16 protein-coding genes are annotated in these 17,245 nt (G+C 58.1%); 9 read left to right on the top strand and 7 right to left on the bottom strand.

Translation table 11 applies throughout. The annotated features are described in order from the left end of the window. The first annotated feature begins 1 nt into the window (after window position 1). From ybgF to AC2TEL_RS07045, 9 genes are all read left to right on the top strand, one after another. Window positions 2-826, top strand: a complete 825-nt coding sequence (gene ybgF / locus AC2TEL_RS07085) for a tol-pal system protein YbgF (RefSeq protein WP_480840727.1) — start codon at window positions 2-4, stop codon at window positions 824-826. Beyond that, the gene (tilS, locus tag AC2TEL_RS07080) at window positions 823-2,076 is read left to right on the top strand and encodes a tRNA lysidine(34) synthetase TilS (RefSeq protein WP_480902875.1); all 1,254 of its coding nucleotides are present in this window, start codon (window positions 823-825) and stop codon (window positions 2,074-2,076) included. The genes ybgF and tilS overlap by 4 nt, the downstream gene beginning before the upstream one ends. A 76-nt stretch (window positions 2,077-2,152) precedes the next feature. Next, a complete protein-coding gene (gene ftsH, locus AC2TEL_RS07075) occupies window positions 2,153-4,069 on the top strand; it encodes an ATP-dependent zinc metalloprotease FtsH (protein WP_480840723.1) in 1,917 nt (638 codons plus the stop codon). 120 nt (window positions 4,070-4,189) lie between these two features. Then, the gene (locus AC2TEL_RS07070; protein WP_480840721.1) at window positions 4,190-4,879 is read left to right on the top strand and encodes a hypothetical protein; all 690 of its coding nucleotides are present in this window, start codon (window positions 4,190-4,192) and stop codon (window positions 4,877-4,879) included. Between the two features lie 79 nt (window positions 4,880-4,958). After that, the gene (locus tag AC2TEL_RS07065) at window positions 4,959-5,534 is read left to right on the top strand and encodes an MOSC domain-containing protein (RefSeq protein WP_480840719.1); all 576 of its coding nucleotides are present in this window, start codon (window positions 4,959-4,961) and stop codon (window positions 5,532-5,534) included. Between the two features lie 165 nt (window positions 5,535-5,699). Continuing rightward, window positions 5,700-7,376: a formate--tetrahydrofolate ligase gene (locus AC2TEL_RS07060; protein WP_480840717.1), complete on the top strand. Its 1,677-nt coding sequence runs from the start codon at window positions 5,700-5,702 to the stop codon at window positions 7,374-7,376. Window positions 7,377-7,433: 57 nt separating this feature from the next. Further along, window positions 7,434-7,739 carry a chorismate mutase gene (locus tag AC2TEL_RS07055; RefSeq protein ID WP_480840715.1) on the top strand — a complete coding sequence of 102 codons (306 nt, stop codon included), beginning with the start codon at window positions 7,434-7,436 and terminating at the stop codon, window positions 7,737-7,739. A gap of 53 nt (window positions 7,740-7,792) precedes the next feature. Then, complete coding sequence (gene folD, locus AC2TEL_RS07050) at window positions 7,793-8,683, top strand: bifunctional methylenetetrahydrofolate dehydrogenase/methenyltetrahydrofolate cyclohydrolase FolD (RefSeq protein ID WP_480902874.1); 891 nt, start codon at window positions 7,793-7,795, stop codon at window positions 8,681-8,683. A gap of 217 nt (window positions 8,684-8,900) precedes the next feature. Then, window positions 8,901-9,638, top strand: a complete 738-nt coding sequence (locus AC2TEL_RS07045) for a LytTR family DNA-binding domain-containing protein (protein ID WP_480840711.1) — start codon at window positions 8,901-8,903, stop codon at window positions 9,636-9,638. A gap of 1 nt (window position 9,639) precedes the next feature. Here AC2TEL_RS07045 and pdeM read toward each other — a convergent pair whose 3' ends face one another. The 7 genes from pdeM to AC2TEL_RS07010 all read right to left on the bottom strand — a co-directional run bounded on the left by pdeM (window position 9,640) and on the right by AC2TEL_RS07010 (window position 17,237). Next, window positions 9,640-10,302 carry a ligase-associated DNA damage response endonuclease PdeM gene (gene pdeM / locus AC2TEL_RS07040; protein WP_480902871.1) on the bottom strand — a complete coding sequence of 221 codons (663 nt, stop codon included), beginning with the start codon at window positions 10,300-10,302 and terminating at the stop codon, window positions 9,640-9,642. Between the two features lie 41 nt (window positions 10,303-10,343). Continuing rightward, entirely contained in the window at window positions 10,344-12,755 is a 2,412-nt protein-coding gene (locus tag AC2TEL_RS07035) for a ligase-associated DNA damage response DEXH box helicase (RefSeq protein WP_480902869.1), read from the bottom strand. A gap of 40 nt (window positions 12,756-12,795) precedes the next feature. Beyond that, window positions 12,796-14,103: a P-loop NTPase family protein gene (locus tag AC2TEL_RS07030; RefSeq protein WP_480840705.1), complete on the bottom strand. Its 1,308-nt coding sequence runs from the start codon at window positions 14,101-14,103 to the stop codon at window positions 12,796-12,798. Window positions 14,104-14,219: 116 nt separating this feature from the next. After that, the gene (locus AC2TEL_RS07025) at window positions 14,220-14,765 is read right to left on the bottom strand and encodes a prepilin peptidase (protein WP_480840703.1); all 546 of its coding nucleotides are present in this window, start codon (window positions 14,763-14,765) and stop codon (window positions 14,220-14,222) included. A 3-nt stretch (window positions 14,766-14,768) separates the two neighbouring features. Continuing rightward, complete coding sequence (locus AC2TEL_RS07020) at window positions 14,769-15,620, bottom strand: tetratricopeptide repeat protein (RefSeq protein ID WP_480840701.1); 852 nt, start codon at window positions 15,618-15,620, stop codon at window positions 14,769-14,771. 29 nt (window positions 15,621-15,649) lie between these two features. Further along, the gene (locus AC2TEL_RS07015; RefSeq protein WP_480903094.1) at window positions 15,650-16,174 is read right to left on the bottom strand and encodes a tetratricopeptide repeat protein; all 525 of its coding nucleotides are present in this window, start codon (window positions 16,172-16,174) and stop codon (window positions 15,650-15,652) included. Window positions 16,175-16,238: 64 nt separating this feature from the next. Then, on the bottom strand, window positions 16,239-17,237 hold the full coding sequence (locus tag AC2TEL_RS07010) for a type II secretion system F family protein (RefSeq protein WP_480840699.1): 999 nt from the start codon (window positions 17,235-17,237) through the stop codon (window positions 16,239-16,241). Window positions 17,238-17,245: the final 8 nt, after the last annotated feature.

Below are 17,245 nucleotides of genomic sequence, written 5' to 3'. Positions count from 1 at the left end.
GATGCGAATTGCAGGTTTGGTTCTGGCGGCGGTGGTGACCGTCGCTGGTGTGGCACAGGCGCAGGATCAGCAGACGCTGGCAGATATCCGGCAGGAACTGACGGTGCTTCATGTGGAAATCCAGCGTCTGAAGCGCGAGTTCTCGACAACGGGCTCTCCGGCGCCAAACCTGTCCGGCAGTTCTGTGCTGGAGCGCGTAGACGCCATCGAGGCCGAGTTGCAGCGTCTGACGCGCCAGACCGAGCAGTTGAATCAACGTGTGCAAAGCATTGTCACCGACGGCACCAACCGGATAGGTGACCTGGAATTTCGCCTGGTCGAGCTCGAGGGCGGCGACCTCAGTACATTGGGCGAAACGACTACCTTGGGTGGGGACGACCAGATTGCGGTGACGGCGGCTCCGACACCTGTGCAACCGTCCGTTGCCGAGCAGGGAGAGCTGGCCGTAGGCGAACAGGCTGATTTCGACGCAGCTGCGCAGGCGTTGGCGGATGGAGATTTCCAGACAGCGGCGGATCTGTTTTCTCAATTCGACCTGTCCTATCCCGGCAGCCCGCTGGCCCCGCGCGCCAACTTGCGGCGTGGACAGGCCCTTGAGGGCCTGGGGGATACACGCGAAGCGGCAAAGGCATTTCTGGCCAGCTTTACCGGCGATTCCGAAGGCCCATTGGCGCCCGAAGCGTTGTTCGAGCTGGGCGCGGCGCTTGGACGTTTGGGGCAAACCGATCAGGCCTGCATAACACTGGGTGAAGTGGGTGTACGCTTCCCGACTTCGGCCCCGGCCGGTTCTGCCGCACAGGAAATGGCATCGCTGGGCTGTTCTTGACCTCTGACGCCGAAACTCTTCGCTATGAACTCAGCGCGCGCTTGCCTGACCCGCTACCGCAACGATTGGGTGTTGCGGTGTCCGGCGGCAGTGACTCGACGGCTCTGCTGCGCCTGCTGACCGATGTAGCACGGCGCGAGCAGGCGGAGGTGTTTGCTGCGACTGTGGATCATGGTCTGCGACCGGACTCGGCCGCTGAGGCGAAGACAGTGGCGGCAATGGCACGGGGTTGGAATATCCCGCATGAGACACTCAGGTGGAGCGGCTGGGACGGCACCGGCAATCTGCAGGATGCGGCCCGCCGCGCAAGATACCGATTGCTGATCCAATGGGCAAACGAGCTTGGGCTCGAAGCGATTGCGCTGGGCCATACTGCGGATGATCAGGCGGAAACCGTTCTGATGCGGCTGGCGCGTGCGTCTGGGGTGTCGGGCCTGTCGGCAATGGCACCGATGCGTTTGGAAGGTGGCATCAAATTGCTGCGTCCCTTGTTGTCGACAACCCGGGAGCATCTGCGGAACTACCTGCGGGCGGAAGGCATCAGTTGGATCGATGACCCTTCGAATCAGGACCAGCGGTTTGATCGGATCAAGGCGCGTACGGCACTATCCGGGCTGGATCAGATTGGAATAACGGCGGAATCCCTGTCACGTGTGGCTGATAACCTGGCACAAGCGCGTGAGGCATTGGCGCAATATGCGCAGGAGTCCGCTCGCTGGGTGGTGCAGGTTGAGGATGGGGATCTATGCATCGATTGCGCCGGCTTCGAGGCACTGCCGGACGAAATTCGCCGCCGTATTCTGGTGGCTACGATCCTGTGGATTGCAAGCGGTGAATACGCGCCGCGGCGCAGTGCGACAGATCAGGCACTGCGAGCCATTTCGGCGGCCACGGCGGCCACCCTTGGGGGCTGCATCCTGATCCCCGAAGGCAAAAAGACTTGGATTTGCAGAGAACTAAACGCCGTCGCCAACCACACGGTGCGCCCCGGAGAGCTGTGGGACAATCGCTGGATCCTGACCGGCCCGGCGACCACCGACGTCGAAATTCGGGCTTTGGGAGAAGACGGGATCGCACAGCTTGCAGACTGGCGCGCAACAGGCAAACCCCGCGCAGCACTATTGTCCTCGCCCGCCGCCTGGTCCAACGATACCGTGTTGGCGGCACCTCTGGCCGGTTTCAGCAATTCGTGGCAAACAGAAGCGCCGCAGGAAAGACCTGAGTTTTACACTTCGATTTTATCGCATTGAACCTGCTACAATCATCTCTATTTTAAGAAGCAACGCGACAGATCCCCGTCTGTCGAAACGTTTTAGGAGATTTTCCTTGGGCAACGCTCGTAACATCGCCTTCTGGGTCGTTCTGTTCCTGTTGATTCTTGCACTGTTCAATCTGTTCAGCGGATCGGGCGGAACGCTTCAAAGCAACGAAAGAACTTATTCCGAATTCGTCAGCGCCGTGGATGCCGGAGATGTCACCAACGTGACGCTGGACGGTGAACAGATTCGCTATCGCACAAACGACAATCGCGACTATGTCACGATCAAGCCCAGCGACGCCGAAGTAACGAAGCTGTTGATCGACAAAAACATTCCTGTTCGCGCCGAAAAGCAGCAGCAGTCCGGATTCCAGACCTTCATCCTCAGCATTCTTCCTTTCCTGCTGCTGATCGGTGTCTGGATCTATTTCATGAACCGGATGCAGGGCGGCGGCAAAGGCGGGGCGATGGGCTTTGGCAAGTCCAAGGCGAAGATGCTGACGGAAAAGCATGGCCGTGTGACATTTGACGACGTGGCCGGGATCGACGAAGCAAAAGAAGAGCTGGAAGAGATTGTGGAATTCCTGCGCAACCCGCAGAAATTCTCGCGTCTGGGCGGCAAGATTCCGAAAGGCGCGCTGCTGGTGGGCCCTCCGGGGACCGGTAAGACGCTGCTCGCGCGTGCAATCGCAGGCGAAGCGGGCGTACCGTTCTTCACCATCTCGGGGTCCGACTTTGTCGAAATGTTCGTGGGTGTGGGTGCGAGCCGTGTGCGTGACATGTTCGAACAGGCCAAGAAGAACGCGCCCTGTATCGTCTTCATTGACGAGATCGATGCCGTGGGTCGCCATCGTGGTGCCGGTTACGGCGGCGGCAATGACGAGCGCGAACAGACGCTCAACCAGTTGCTGGTCGAGATGGACGGGTTCGAGGCCAATGAAGGCGTGATCATTCTGGCAGCCACCAACCGTAAGGACGTTCTTGACCCCGCACTGCTGCGTCCGGGCCGGTTCGACCGTCAGGTCACTGTCGGCAACCCCGACATTAAAGGTCGTGAAAAGATTTTGGGTGTTCACGCACGCAAAACGCCGCTGGGCCCCGATGTCGATCTGCGCATCATTGCGCGTGGTACACCGGGTTTCTCGGGTGCTGATCTGGCCAACCTTGTGAACGAGGCGGCGCTGATGGCTGCGCGTGTGGGTCGTCGCTTTGTCACCATGGAAGACTTTGAGAACGCCAAGGACAAAGTAATGATGGGGGCCGAGCGGCGCTCGATGGTGCTGACGCAGGACCAGAAGGAAAAAACCGCGTATCACGAGGCCGGTCACGCCGTGGTTGGTTTGACCCTGCCGTTGTGTGATCCGGTTTATAAAGCGACGATCATTCCGCGCGGTGGTGCGCTGGGTATGGTTGTGTCCCTGCCGGAAATGGATCGTCTGAACTATCACCGTGATGAATGTGAGCAAAAGCTGGCCATGACCATGGCCGGCAAAGCTGCCGAGGTGATCAAATACGGTGAAGACCACGTCTCGAACGGTCCGGCGGGAGACATCATGCAGGCCAGCCAGTTGGCGCGCGCCATGGTGATGCGCTGGGGTATGTCGGACAAGGTCGGCAATATCGACTATGCCGAGGCTCATGAGGGCTATCAGGGCAACACAGCCGGGTTCTCGGTATCAGCTCATACAAAAGAGCTGATCGAGGAAGAGGTGAAGCGCCTGATCCAGCAAGGCTATGAACGCGCCTACCAGATCCTGACCGAGCAGAGCGAAGGTTGGGAAAGACTGGCGCAAGGGCTGCTTGAATACGAGACCCTGACGGGAGATGAGATCAAGCGCGTCATGAATGGCGAGTCGCCCAACGAAAGCGACGATGAAGGCGACAGCCCGGATGAAGGCAACGCGCCAAGCGTCACGGCCATTCCCAAGACCAAAGCCAAGAAATCCCCTCCCGACGGTGGCATGGAGCCGGAGCCAACAGCCTGATCTGCCAAAAAAGTTGTAGAATAAAACAAGGCCGGAGATCACCTCCGGCCTTTGTGATGTCGGGGCCGTTGCAACGCTCGACGACAGTTCCCAAATCCTGCGTGCCTATGTAACAAAAACATGACGCAGGTAATACAGGTGAAGTCGATCTATGCCGAAAGGCCAATGGGTGCCGTTGGTCTCGTGCCTTTCTGGGTGGCCGCGGCAATTGCAGCATCCAGTGCTTCGTTTGCATTATGGTACGGTGGTGGCCTGAGCTCCGTTACGACCGAAAGTGGCCCGGTTGAGGTCGCTTCAGCTATCCTTTGGGTATTTGCTGCGGCGACGTTTACCTGGCTGTTTCCCCCAAACGTTCTGCGACAAAGCTGGCATGTCCCTGTGCTGTTTTTGTTGTTCGCGGCGCGCGAGATGGACTTCGACAAGAAGTTTCTCAGCAAGGGTATCCTGCAGGCGCGCCTGTATTCCGGTGACGCCCCATTGGTTGAAAAGCTGGTTGGTTTGGCCGTTGTAGCACTGGTCTTAGTCGTCTGTGTTCGATTGGTCCGCTACAACTGGCACGAAGTGGTGCATGGAATGCGAGACAAGCTTGCCTGGGTTTGGGCGGTGATAGCGGCCTTTTCTCTGGCTGTTGTTTCGAAAGGTATCGACGGCGCGGGTCGTAAACTCAGCCCGTTTGGGATTGAAATTTCGCCTTTGTTCGAATTTGGCTTGATCGTCGGCGAGGAATTGATGGAACTGGGTTTTGTCGTTGTGACGATTCTGGCCATTTGCCTCTATTCAAAGGCTTGGGCTGAGTCGTCCAAGCCCTGATTGTCGCCAGATTTCTTGCTCCGGCTATCTGTGCGTTGCGGGTTCCATTCACGATCGCCGGGGCCGGAGAAATGCAAAGATGCCGGTGCTCAGGGAAACCGAATATTCTGGTGAAGTGACCTGGCTTGGGCATGTCCCGGCGGGCGGCTCTTTGCGCGCGCGGGCAGTCGACAGGCTGGAACTGAATTTCTCAGGCGAGCGCGGTGCCCGGCACGAAGGGGTCAATCGGGCGTCCTGTTCGAGAGTAAGAAATCTCTACCCGAGCGGGACTGAAATCCGCAATGTTCGCCAGCTCTCGGTTCTGTCGGCAGACGAAATGGAAATTATTGCAAAGGATATGGCGCTGGACTGGTTGGATCCGTCTTTCCTGGGTGCCAGTATCGTATTGCGCGGAATTCCTGATTTTACCCATATCCCACCATCGTCGCGGTTGCAGGCAACGGGTGGTTTGACGATTACCGTGGATATGGAAAACCGCCCCTGCGTGTTTCCCGGCAAAGAGATCGAAGCAGATCTACCCGGTCACGGGGCTGCGTTCAAACCAGCCGCCGCGGGGCGGCGCGGGGTAACGGCTTGGGTCGAACGACCCGGTGAATTGAAGGTGGGCGATGTAATGAGGTTATTCGTCCCGGATCAAAGGGCGTGGGCACCATAGAGGCCGGACGTTTCCGATTTGAAACCGTGGAAATAGCGCCACGCCGTTTCACGGCATGATTATGTCGGAATCCATATCCATCGGGAATGTACACAACGGTATGGGTTACCCAGCGCCGACGTACCGCGTCGGTTTTGCACGGCATTCAACCAGGGACCCTGCCCAATGAGCTACAAATCCGACATCGAAATCGCCCGCGAAGCGAACAAGAAGCCGATTCAGGAAATCGGCGCCAAGCTGGGCATCTCCAGCGACGACCTGCTGCCTTATGGGCACGACAAGGCAAAGGTCAGCCAGGACTTCATCAACTCGGTGCAGGACCGTGAGGACGGCAAGCTGATCCTCGTGACCGCGATCAACCCGACACCTGCGGGTGAGGGTAAGACCACCACCACCGTAGGTCTGGGCGACGGTCTGAACCGCATCGGCAAGAACGCGATGATCTGTATCCGCGAGGCCTCGCTTGGCCCGAACTTCGGCATGAAGGGCGGCGCTGCAGGTGGCGGTTACGCGCAGGTTGTTCCGATGGAAGAAATGAACCTGCACTTCACCGGCGACTTCCACGCCATCACCTCGGCCCACTCGCTGCTGTCGGCCATGATCGACAACCACATCTACTGGGGCAATGAGCAGGCCATCGACATGCGCCGCGTCGTGTGGCGTCGTGTGGTCGACATGAACGATCGTGCGCTGCGTCAGATCACCTGTTCTCTGGGTGGCGTATCGAACGGTTTCCCACGCGAAGCAGGATATGACATCACCGTGGCATCCGAGGTCATGGCGATCCTCTGCCTTGCTACCGACCTTCAGGATCTGGAAAAGCGCCTGGGCGACATCATCGTGGCCTACCGCCGCGACCGCTCGCCGGTCTACTGCCGCGACATCAAGGCCGAAGGCGCAATGACCGTGCTGCTGAAAGACGCGATGCAGCCGAACCTCGTGCAGACGCTGGAAAACAACCCGGCCTTTGTCCACGGCGGCCCGTTCGCAAACATCGCACACGGCTGTAACTCGGTCATCGCAACCAAGACCGCTCTGAAAGTGGCTGACTATGTCGTGACCGAAGCCGGCTTTGGTGCCGACTTGGGTGCCGAGAAGTTCATGAACATCAAGTGCCGTAAGGCAGGTATCGCACCGTCGGCAGTCGTTCTGGTTGCCACCGTGCGCGCGATGAAGATGAACGGCGGTGTGGCCAAGGCCGATCTGGGCGCCGAGAATGTCGACGCCGTCGTGTCGGGCTGCGCCAATCTGGGTCGTCACATCGAGAACGTGAAATCGTTCGGCGTACCAGTTGTCGTCGCGATCAACCACTTCGTCACCGACACCGATGACGAAGTTCAGGCGGTCAAAGACTACTGCGGTGAGCACGGTGTCGAAGCGATCCTGTCGCGTCACTGGGAGCTGGGCTCGGATGGTTCCGCACCGCTGGCCGAGAAGGTTGTCGAAATCGTCGAAGGTGGCAGCGCGAACTTTGCGCCGATCTACCCCGACGACATGCCGCTGTTCGAGAAGATCGAAACCATCGCCAAGCGCATCTACCGCGCGGACGAGGTTCTGGCTGATGCCAAGATCCGCAACCAGCTGAAAGACTGGGAAGCTGCGGGATACGGCAACCTGCCAGTCTGCATGGCGAAAACGCAGTATTCGTTCTCGACTGACCCATCCCTGCGCGGCGCGCCCACCGGCCACTCGGTTCCGGTGCGCGAGGTTCGCCTGTCCGCCGGTGCCGGCTTTATCGTCGTCGTCTGCGGCGAGATCATGACCATGCCCGGCCTGCCGCGCAAACCTGCCGCGGAATCGATCTGCCTCAATGACGCAGGTGAGATCGAGGGCTTGTTCTAAGCCGCCGAATAAGACATCTCGTGGTCCGGGGAATCCCCGGGCCATGAGGAGATCGCAATGCCCACTCTGACACCGCCGCAAGACTGTCATTCGATGCAGGAACTGCGGGCTCAGATCGACAAGCTGGATCGCCAACTGATCGAAATGTTGGTGACGCGTGCGTCCTACATCGACCGCGCGTCCGAGCTGAAACCGGGCGAGGGCCTGCCGGCCCGAATTCCGGATCGTGTCGAAGAAGTGGTGCAGCGCGTGCGTGCAAGCTCCGGTGAATTGGGGATGGACCCAGAATTGGCCGAACGACTATGGCGCATATTGATTGACTGGTCGATCGCTCGTGAGGAACGTGTGCTCGGCCCCGACTGAATAACCGGGCGCTTTTTGCGCCCGATCCGCTTTTGGAGAGAAGGGATCAAAGGATGGTAGCTGAGGTTATCGACGGTAAGGCCTTTGCCGGCAAAGTACGCGCGCAGGTGGCCGATCAGGTTGCGAAGCTGAAGGAAGAAAACGGCATCACTCCGGGCCTGGCTGTGGTTCTGGTGGGAGAAGACCCGGCGAGCCAGGTATACGTCCGCTCGAAAGGCAAGATGACCGTCGAGGTCGGTATGAACTCGTACGAGCACAAATTGGATGCCGACACCTCCGAAGTGGATCTGCTGGCGCTGATCGACAAGCTGAACAACGATCCCGCCGTGCATGGTATTCTGGTGCAGCTTCCGCTGCCCAAGCATCTGAACGAAGACCTGGTGATCAATTCCATCGATCCGGCTAAGGATGTCGACGGCTTCCACATCTCCAACGTTGGTCTGCTGGGCACCGGGCAAAAATCGATGGTCCCCTGCACGCCGCTGGGTTGCCTGATGATGCTGCGCGATTATCACGGTTCGCTGTCCGGTTTGGATGCAGTTGTGATCGGGCGCTCTAACATCGTGGGCAAGCCTATGGCGCAACTGCTGCTGGGCGACAGCTGCACCGTGACCATTGCGCATTCGCGTACCAAAGACCTGCCGGATGTTGTGCGCCGTGCCGATATCGTCGTGGCCGCCGTTGGCCGCCCCGAAATGGTGCCCGGTGACTGGATCAAGGAAGGCGCCACAGTGATCGACGTTGGTATCAACCGGATCGAGCGCGACGGCAGGAACAAGCTGGTAGGTGACGTGGACTATGCCAGCGCCTCTGAGCGCGCAGGTGCGATCACGCCGGTGCCGGGTGGTGTTGGGCCAATGACAATTGCCTGCCTGCTGGCCAACACTCTGACCGCATGCTGCCGGGCGAACGGTCTGCCGGAACCCGAAGGCCTGACAGCCTGACGCCAGTCACGCGCGTCGATGAATGAAAAGGGTCGAAAAGCCGTCGCGCTTTTCGGCCCTTTTTCATGTCCTGACCGCATCACTAATTCGTAAGTTAATGGGTTTGAATATAAGCCAACCGGTGATAAACCTTCAATTCCAGCCAGTTAAGCTGAGAATCTTCAGGCCGACCGGGGTGTGAAGGCTGGGCCTTGGGCGGTGTTTGTTACTAAGTGCCATGTCGAAACTGAGCCCAATTTTCGTACATTTCAATCTTCAGCGGGTATTGGCCGCTTTCGTGCTTATTCCTCTGTTGGCGTATTCCTTTGCTCCATTTCGAGACGTGAATATCTCCTATCCTGTTCGTCTGGCATTCTGGACCGGTGTCATCGCTCTGGCTCTGACCGTGACATGGGTCGCAGGAAAACTGGTGCGTGAACGTATTCACCACACAACAGTGTACCTTCGCGACGCGGCCTTCGCCTTATTGATTCTAGCTCAGTTTGCGCCGGCGTTGTGGTTGCTGACCTGGCTGGTATTCACGTTCAGTGGCCAGGAATCGCCGGGCCCTTTGATGGTGATGCCGTACGGCGTGATGCTGGCCACTGGTCTGATGCTGATACGGCAACGAGAGGGGGAGGTTTATGATCCGCAACCCCAGCCGGTGCCCCGCCTGTATCGCCGCCTGTCGCCCGGTTTCGATGGTCAGGTGTATCGCCTGACGGTGCGGGACCACTACGTCGATGTTGTCACGTCCGCCGGGATATTCACAATTCGCTCGCGCTTTACCGATGCGATCGAAGAGATGGACCCTGAGCCGGGTTACTGTACCCATAGGTCGCATTGGGTGACGGGTGCAGCTATTGTCGGGGTCGAGAAACAGGGTAGCCGAACGTACCTGAAACTCTGCAACGATGATCTGGTTCCAGTCAGTCGGAAATACCGCCCCGGGCTGGAAAAGGCCGGTTTGCTTTGACCTAGCGAGGCATCGGAATGATCTGCGGTTGAGGTCCGGTCAGAATGGCCTGCGCATCCGGAGCCATCAATGCGGACAGCACCCCGTCAGTGCTGCGCAGCCCGCCGGTATAGGTACCGTAGGCCGGAAGGATCAACTTTCTGCTGTCCATAAGAAACGCGGGGCGGGTGATCGAACGGCCTCTGACGCTTATTCGTGCCTTAGGGTGATAATGACCCGAGATTTCGCATTTGGCGTCTTTTTGCGCGATGTGGCGAAAGGTCAGCGGTCCGCATGACCAATCCGTCAAATGCTCTCCGCCGAGTTCAACCGGACCCGGATCGTGGTTGCCTTCGATCCAGATCCATCGCCGACCTGCCTGCAGTGAAGTAACCTGTAATCTGTCCGCCGTGTCCATTGAGCGGGAAGAATCCAGATCGTCAAAGCTGTCGCCCAGACAGACAACCGTTTTCGCACTCGCCCGTGTCAAATCCGCTGCTAGCCTGTTCAGCGTCTCGCGACTGTCATACGGAGGCAGGACAGGGCCGCCACGCCGGGCTATACGCTCGGACTTTCCCAAATGCAGATCGGAAACACACAGTAAGTCCTGCTTGGGCCACCACAAAGCGCCTGTCCCCAATGCAATCATGCGCTGGCCGGAAAACGAGAATTCAAAAGCGTTCATGATCTGTTCTTTGCCGTTTCCATTCGGATTTGCAAGTGGGTTCAACCCATGGTCAGACCGGCCGCGCTCATCAGACGTGCACTTTCTTCCGCCAGCAACCGTTCCTCGGCGGCGCCTTTGACGGGGACTTTCCCAACTTCCAGAAACAGTGGCGCGGCAAGGGGCGAGACACGGTTCAACCGCATCAAGTCGATCCTGTCGCCAATACGGGCAATCATCGCTTCTATTCGCCCGAAATCAACCAAGCCCCGCATGGCTTCTTCTCGGGTAACCTGCATCAGAAGATGGTCGGGGTCGTATTTCAGTAGTGTATCGTAAAGGATGTCGGACGAAAACGTCGCCTGCCGACCCGATTTGCGCTGACCGCCGGTGTTGCGTTCAATCAGACCGGCAATTGTGGCCGAAGCGCGGAAAGTACGTTTCATCACGGCATTCCCTGCCAGCCAAGTCTCCAACCCTTGACGCAGAGCATCCAGATTGAACAAGGGGCGTGGGTCGGTCACCGCATCCAGCCCCCAGATCAGCGTGGCGTAATCCGTAGCTACGAACCCCAGCGGAGCGAGACCCGTTTCCTCCATTCTTTTGGTCAGCAGCAGGCCCAAGGTCTGTTGTGCGTTGCGTCCGGCAAATCCATAGACGCAAAGGTTTTCGCGGCCGTCATTTGGAAAGCTCTCGATCAGCAGCCGGTCGCGTTGGGGCAGGCGGGACATGTCTCGCTGCAGAGCCAGCCATTCGGCCGTGTGGGGCGGAAGCTGCGGCCAGTCAGGCAAGGCGAACATGCGCAGAATTCGGTCGCTTAGCTGTGTGGATGTGGCGAACTTCGTGCCCATGAAGGTTGCAATCTTGGGCTTTTTGTCTGCGCGCCGGCTGACTTCGACCACCATTTCGCGCAGGCCTTCGTAACGCACGATCTGCCCGCCGATCAGGAATGTGTCACCGGGCGTAAGTGACGCGGCAAAGCCTTCTTCTATTTCGCCCAGAGGCTTGCCCCCCCGATTGCGTTTCAGGCGAACTTTCAGGGTGTCGGTGTCTTGAATCGTGCCCAGATTCATCCTGATACGTTGCGCCGCCCGGGGATCGCGCAATTGCCATGAACCATCGGGTCGCTGTTGCAGCCGTTGCCAGCGGTCGTAGGCGCGCAGCGCATAGCCACCGGTGGCACAGAAGTCGAGGCAAGCGTCGAACTCGGCCCGGGAAAGATGCGCATAGGGACCGGCATTAGTCATTTCTGCATACAGCGTATCGGCCTGAAACGGACCCGCGGCAGCGGTGATCAATATATGCTGGCACAAGACATCCCTTGGACCCCGGCCGCGCGGTTCACCGTCCAGTTCATGAGCCCTCGCAGCTTCAAGGGCTGCGACGCATTCGACCACCTCAAACCGGTTTGCAGGCACCAGCAGAGCCTTGGAAGGCGCGTTGTAGCGATGGTTCGCGCGTCCGATCCGCTGCACAAGCCGCTTGACGTTCTTGGGCGCGCCAATCTGGATCACCAGATCGACGTCTCCCCAGTCAATGCCCAGGTCCAGACTGCCGGTGCAGATTATCGCGCGCAGGTCTCCGCGTACCATGGCAGCTTCGACCCGTTCGCGCTGTTGTCGGTCGAGGCTGCCGTGATGAATACCGATGGGCAACCCTTCGTCATTGGCAAGCCAGAGATTATGAAAGAATATCTCGGCCTGAGCCCGCGTATTGTGAAAGACCAGCGTTGTTTTGTGGCGCCTGATCTGGTCCAAAACGGCGGGGATCGCATAAGCGGCCCCACCGCCGGACCAGGGTGGCATTTCCGTAGTTTCCAGCATCGAAATGTCGGGGTCGGGACCGGGGTCCGCCTGAATGATTTCACATGGATCCGGATGGCGGGCTAGAAAGCGGGCAATCGCCTCGGGGTCTTCGACAGTAGCGGAAAGCCCGACTCGACGCAGATCTGGGCAGAGGGTCTGAAGGCGCGCCAGAGCCAGCATAAGCTGGTCACCCCTCTTGCTTTCAGCAAGGGCGTGAATCTCGTCGACGATCACTCGCTCCACCCCGGCAAACATGCGCGGCGCGTCTTCATATGAGGTCAACAGAGCCAGGCTTTCGGGCGTCGTCAGCAGGATATGGGGCGGATCCACTCGCTGCCGTTTCTTTTGCGTGGCCGAAGTGTCGCCGGTGCGATCTTCAATCCGGATAGGCAAGCCGATTTGATCAACCGGGATGCGCAGGTTGCGTCGGATATCCGCGGCCAAAGCCTTGAGTGGCGAGACGTATATTGTGTGCAAACCCGAATAAGACCCACCGGACAATTCCGCCAAGGTGGGCAAAAACCCGGCCATGGTCTTGCCGCCACCGGTAGGCGCGATCAGCAAGGTTGCGGGGTCGCGCGCACGGTCGAACATGTCTTGCTGATGTGGGTGGATGGACCAACCCCTGGCGGTGAACCAGTCTTGAATCCGGGCGGGAATCTGCGTCATGGAGGCAGACTACCCGTCTCCGCGCCGGATTGGCATGGCGTTATTTTACGATTTTCTCGTCTTTGACGAACATGTTGGACCAGGCGCGGTCGATCAGGTCCGGGCTCATCTGATAGGGGATGCCCTCGAATTCGCAGATCGAGATCATCTGGTCGATCAGGAAGATCGGTTGATAGTTCGCATAGATGTTGTTGATGGTCGGGTATTTGACCTTCAGCAAATGCACCAGCGCCGCCTCGTCCAGCGGCATACCGCGTTTGCGGGCCACCATTGCAAAGATTTTCAGGAAGTTCTCCTGGTTCGGGCCGTCGATTTTGATCTTGAAGAAGATACGGCGCAGGGCCGCTTGGTCGAAGATTTCATTCGGGTGGAAGTTGGTCGAGAAGATGACCAGCGTATCGAATGGAACCTCGAACTTTTCTCCCGACTGCAGGCCAAGAATGTCCTTACTTTCTTCCAGCGGGACGATCCAACGGTTGATCAACGCCTGGGGCGGTTCCTGCTGACGGCCAAGGTCGTCCACGATGAAGATGCCACCGGTCGATTTCAGCTGCAAAGGCGCCTGATACGTTCGCGCGGTCGGGTTGTAGACCAGGTCAAGCATGCTGAGCGAAAGTTCACCACCGGTCACAACAGTCGGACGTTCGCACTGCACATATCGCGTGTCGAAACGTTTGCGGCGGCGCAGACTGTTGGGGTCGTCGGCTTCCTGTTCAATGGCCGTGTGCACGATCGGGTCGTAAACGGTGATCACCTGACCGGAATATTCGATGGCGCGCGGGACATAAACATTGTCCCCCAGCGCGTCGCGAATCCCGTTAGAAATCGACGATTTACCGTTACCCGGCGGGCCATACATCAGGATCGAACGTCCGGCGCTAACCGCCGGACCCAGATGATCCAGCAAGCTGTCGGGCAGGACCAGATGGCCCATCGCACCTGTCAGTTGATCTCGGGTGACCTGAATGTTGCGGATCGACTGACGCTTTACCTGCTCGCGATACACGTCAAGCGGTACAGGCATGGCGCCGAAATATTCCGACTGGCTGAGCGCATCCAGAGCACGCGCCTTGCCGGCGTCGGTCAATTGGTACCCCATCTCGTTGCCGCTGTTGGCATTCAGCGTGCCGGTTGCCTCGATCAGCTTCTGTTCGCGCGCGATGTCGATCAGTTCCTGGGTCACGGAACCCGGTAGGCAGATCGCCTCGGCCACTTCGGTGACGGTATTCACGTTTTTGCGAAAGATTGTTTTCAGCAGAATATCCCGCATCATCACCAGCGGGAGTTGCATTTCGCCCAACCCTTTGGGGGCAGGAGGGGCCATAACGGCGGTGGTCTGCATATTCATGAGCGTCGCTCGTCTGTCCTGTCGTCACACCAATCGCCCCACGCGGGGCAGCTTGGGAAAATGTGGCGCGGATTTGTGGCATGACCAAGGCGCAGGCAAGGCGGGCTTATGATTGTTTACGATCCGTTAATTATGCCCAGAATCAAATAGATGGACAGCGCGCCGGCCAATGTGAAACCCATGGGGAACTTCTTGCCGCTGTCCCAGCTTTCCCAATGTGGCGCGATTTGGCGCAACCTTGTGTGTTTTGCCAGCCTGTGTGCGGCAACAGAGGCAAGCGTCGTTGCCATCAGGATGATCAGAACCAGAAGCACGTCTCCCAGCCAGATAAACGGGGCCGCAGCGGCACAAAACTTGGCGTCCCCGGCCCCCATGACACCGGCTGCGTTCAAAACAATCCCGATCAGCAAAACAACAATGATATGAAGCAGTTGCCAGACATATACGGGCAGGGTCAAAGCCAGTGGCCCAACATTGCCCGAGACCCACGCTCCGGACCACGGAGGCAGCACGAAAAAACCTACGACGACGAAGACCAGCGCCAGCACCAAAACTGCATGGTTCTTGATCCGCATTTCACGCATGTCCGTGAACGCCACGTAAAAGCAGATCGGCAGCACAAAAGGTAAGAACCATGCCGCCGCCAGCGCCGGTATGGCCATGGATCAGGCTTCCTCGAGCGCGCGGAGAGAGCGGACAGCTTCGTCGTAGTGCTGAGGATGCGTGGCGATTGCCTCGCGGAACAGGTTTTTGGCTGTTTTAATGTCGCCCTGTTTGACCGCCGAGATGGCCATCGTGTTCAACAGGTGCGCACGCTCGGTCTGACTCATTGGAACAACCGGTAGGCTGTATTTCCGCTGCGCGCTGCGCGCCAGGACGAGGTTGTTTTTTGCAGTGAACAGGGAATTGTCCTGGCGGACTGCTTCTGTAAACAGGCGTTCAGCCTCGGAATACTGACCCCGGGTCAACTTGGAATATCCCCAGTTGTTCATGACACCGGCCGGGCGCGTTGTCAGGCCCACAGCGGTTTCATAAAACTGATCCGCACGTTTCCAGTCCTTGTTCGAGTCGGCGACGACAGCCTCAAGCCGATACCTTTTGAATGTTTCATAGGTCGGAGGAATGGAATCCAGTGTCGTCTTGGCGCCGTTCCAGTTGCCGCTGCGCACCAACGCATCGGCGTACTCGACTTTGTCCGCGTTGCTTGCACCCTTCATTTGAGTGACACGCTTCCATGCGGCGGCGGCCTCGGTGCTGCGTTTGGCCCGCGTGAGAGAGAAAGCCAGCCCACGCTGCAGGTCTATTCTGTCGGGATTCTTGGCCGCCGCGCCCTGGAAATAGGTTACGGCTTCGTTCGGATTGGCGGCGCTCAGCATCACGTCATTCAGGTTGGTCTCGTCAATGACGTTCACTTCCTGAAAGGTGCGTTCGACCTTTTCCTCTTCGGTTTCTTTTGCACAGGCGGTCAGAACCACCCCGCACGCAACGATGGTCGGAATCAAGAAGGGTTGGCGCATTTTTGCGTCCTCTACTGCTCTTGCCTCTGTTACTGGATTTTACGCAACAGGAATTCTCCGTTCCCTTGTTGCTCCAGCTCAAATTCTTGTTCTTGAGGGGTATTATTAGCAGGATTTTCCATTTTTGCGAGTGCTAACCGCAGATTGTCACGGATTGCGTCACTTTCGCCATTGTCCAGCGCGTAAGCCTGCCGAAAGACCTGTGCCGCTTCGGCGTATTCACCGGTTTCCATCAAAAAGACACCAAGATTGTTCCAGGCCACGGGCCAATCTGGTTCGTTTTTGACAGCACGACGCAACAGAGGTTCCGCTTGCCCTAGCCGGCGCAGCCCCAGATTTGCCGTGCCGATGGATGTCAGAACTTCAGGCGTCATCCCTTCGTTCAGGGCAGCACGGGTAAATGATTCAAGCGCCAGTTCATATTCGCCCGCAGCCATCAAACGATTGCCAACCGCGATTTCATCAATGGGTGCCCCTTTTGGATCAACCCCTGGTGCGAAAGGATCGTCGCCGAATCCGTCATCTGTGCAAGAGGCCACCATGGCGAATACCATGATGGCCTGAGCTGCATTTCGAAGCCGTCCGAGGGCAGCAGAAATTGCCGGGTTCATCGGGGTGTCAAAGTCCGGTGGTTGTTCCACCGCCGCTGCCGAACTCCGTAAGACCTTTTGCCGAAGGACCCACAAGAATGACCAGCAACGGAGGCACGGTCAGCATCATTGTGGCAAGTGTCATTTTGGTTGGCAACTTGTTCGCGGCCTCTTCGGCGCGCATCACGCGCTTGTCACGCATTTCTCCGGCGTAGACCCGCAATGCCTCGGCGATTGATGTACCGAATGTTGCCGACTGAATCATCACGGTGACAAAGGCACTGACGTCCTGCACGCCACATCGTGTCGCAAAATCACGCAAGACCGAGTCCTTTTCTTTACCCGCCTTCATTTCGTGGGCGACAACTTCGAACTCGAGCGCGATGTCGGGGTAGGACGCCTTCATTTCCGAAGCGACGCGCACAATGGCCTGATCCAGGGACTGGCCGGCCTCGACACAGACCAGCATCAGATCCAGAGTGTCCGGGAAGCCGGCTGTGATTGCCTCTTCACGTTCGGCCACGCGACGGGTGATCCAATACTTGGGAATGAAATAGCCGATGGCGCCAGGAACAAGGACCCGGATCAGAAGTTGCTGAGCATCGAATTCCTGATCGCCGGCAAAGACGGTCACCAACAGGACTCCAATCAGAAGCCCGGCCAATCCCAACGCAAACTGGGCGAAATGAAAAAACCGCACCGCGTCTTTGGATTGATACCCCGCCTGACGAAGTTTGAGTTGCACCGCCGAGTATTCTTCCTGACTCTTCGGCTCTAGGAAGTTCGCAAACTTCTCAAGTTGTTCGTTCTGTCCCGAGTTGCGGAGGCGCTCTTTCTTGTCTTTCTTGCTTTTCTTGGGCGGAGTATTGGACCGCTGCAGTTTCTTTAACGGGTCTTCCGGCTGATTCAGGATCATCGGAATGGTGATCAGGATCATGAAAAGACCCAAGACCCCGATAACGATCAGAGGGCCGAACTCACCAAGGTGTTGTGTCAGAAACTCATTTGCTTGCGAAAGGATTTCCATGGCAGTGA

It is taken from the genome of Ruegeria sp. HKCCD9138 (assembly GCF_057220975.1).
The sequence above is the reverse complement of the archived record's forward strand: the minus strand, read 5'-3'. Positions and strand labels throughout refer to the sequence as shown.

Excerpts from the sequence above, each read along its gene's own strand:
- AC2TEL_RS07015 (WP_480903094.1), bottom strand. The coding sequence starts at position 16,174 with ATGGTATTCGCCATGGTGGCCTCTTGCACAGATGACGGATTCGGCGAC.
- AC2TEL_RS07065 (WP_480840719.1), top strand. The coding sequence starts at position 4,959 with ATGCCGGTGCTCAGGGAAACCGAATATTCTGGTGAAGTGACCTGGCTT.
- AC2TEL_RS07010 (WP_480840699.1), bottom strand. The coding sequence starts at position 17,237 with ATGGAAATCCTTTCGCAAGCAAATGAGTTTCTGACACAACACCTTGGT.
- AC2TEL_RS07030 (WP_480840705.1), bottom strand. The coding sequence starts at position 14,103 with ATGAATATGCAGACCACCGCCGTTATGGCCCCTCCTGCCCCCAAAGGG.
- AC2TEL_RS07025 (WP_480840703.1), bottom strand. The coding sequence starts at position 14,765 with ATGGCCATACCGGCGCTGGCGGCGGCATGGTTCTTACCTTTTGTGCTG.
- AC2TEL_RS07055 (WP_480840715.1), top strand. The coding sequence starts at position 7,434 with ATGCCCACTCTGACACCGCCGCAAGACTGTCATTCGATGCAGGAACTG.
- AC2TEL_RS07060 (WP_480840717.1), top strand. The coding sequence starts at position 5,700 with ATGAGCTACAAATCCGACATCGAAATCGCCCGCGAAGCGAACAAGAAG.
- AC2TEL_RS07020 (WP_480840701.1), bottom strand. The coding sequence starts at position 15,620 with ATGCGCCAACCCTTCTTGATTCCGACCATCGTTGCGTGCGGGGTGGTT.
- AC2TEL_RS07070 (WP_480840721.1), top strand. The coding sequence starts at position 4,190 with ATGACGCAGGTAATACAGGTGAAGTCGATCTATGCCGAAAGGCCAATG.
- folD (WP_480902874.1), top strand. The coding sequence starts at position 7,793 with ATGGTAGCTGAGGTTATCGACGGTAAGGCCTTTGCCGGCAAAGTACGC.
- pdeM (WP_480902871.1), bottom strand. The coding sequence starts at position 10,302 with ATGAACGCTTTTGAATTCTCGTTTTCCGGCCAGCGCATGATTGCATTG.
- AC2TEL_RS07045 (WP_480840711.1), top strand. The coding sequence starts at position 8,901 with ATGTCGAAACTGAGCCCAATTTTCGTACATTTCAATCTTCAGCGGGTA.
- ybgF (WP_480840727.1), top strand. The coding sequence starts at position 2 with ATGCGAATTGCAGGTTTGGTTCTGGCGGCGGTGGTGACCGTCGCTGGT.
- AC2TEL_RS07035 (WP_480902869.1), bottom strand. The coding sequence starts at position 12,755 with ATGACGCAGATTCCCGCCCGGATTCAAGACTGGTTCACCGCCAGGGGT.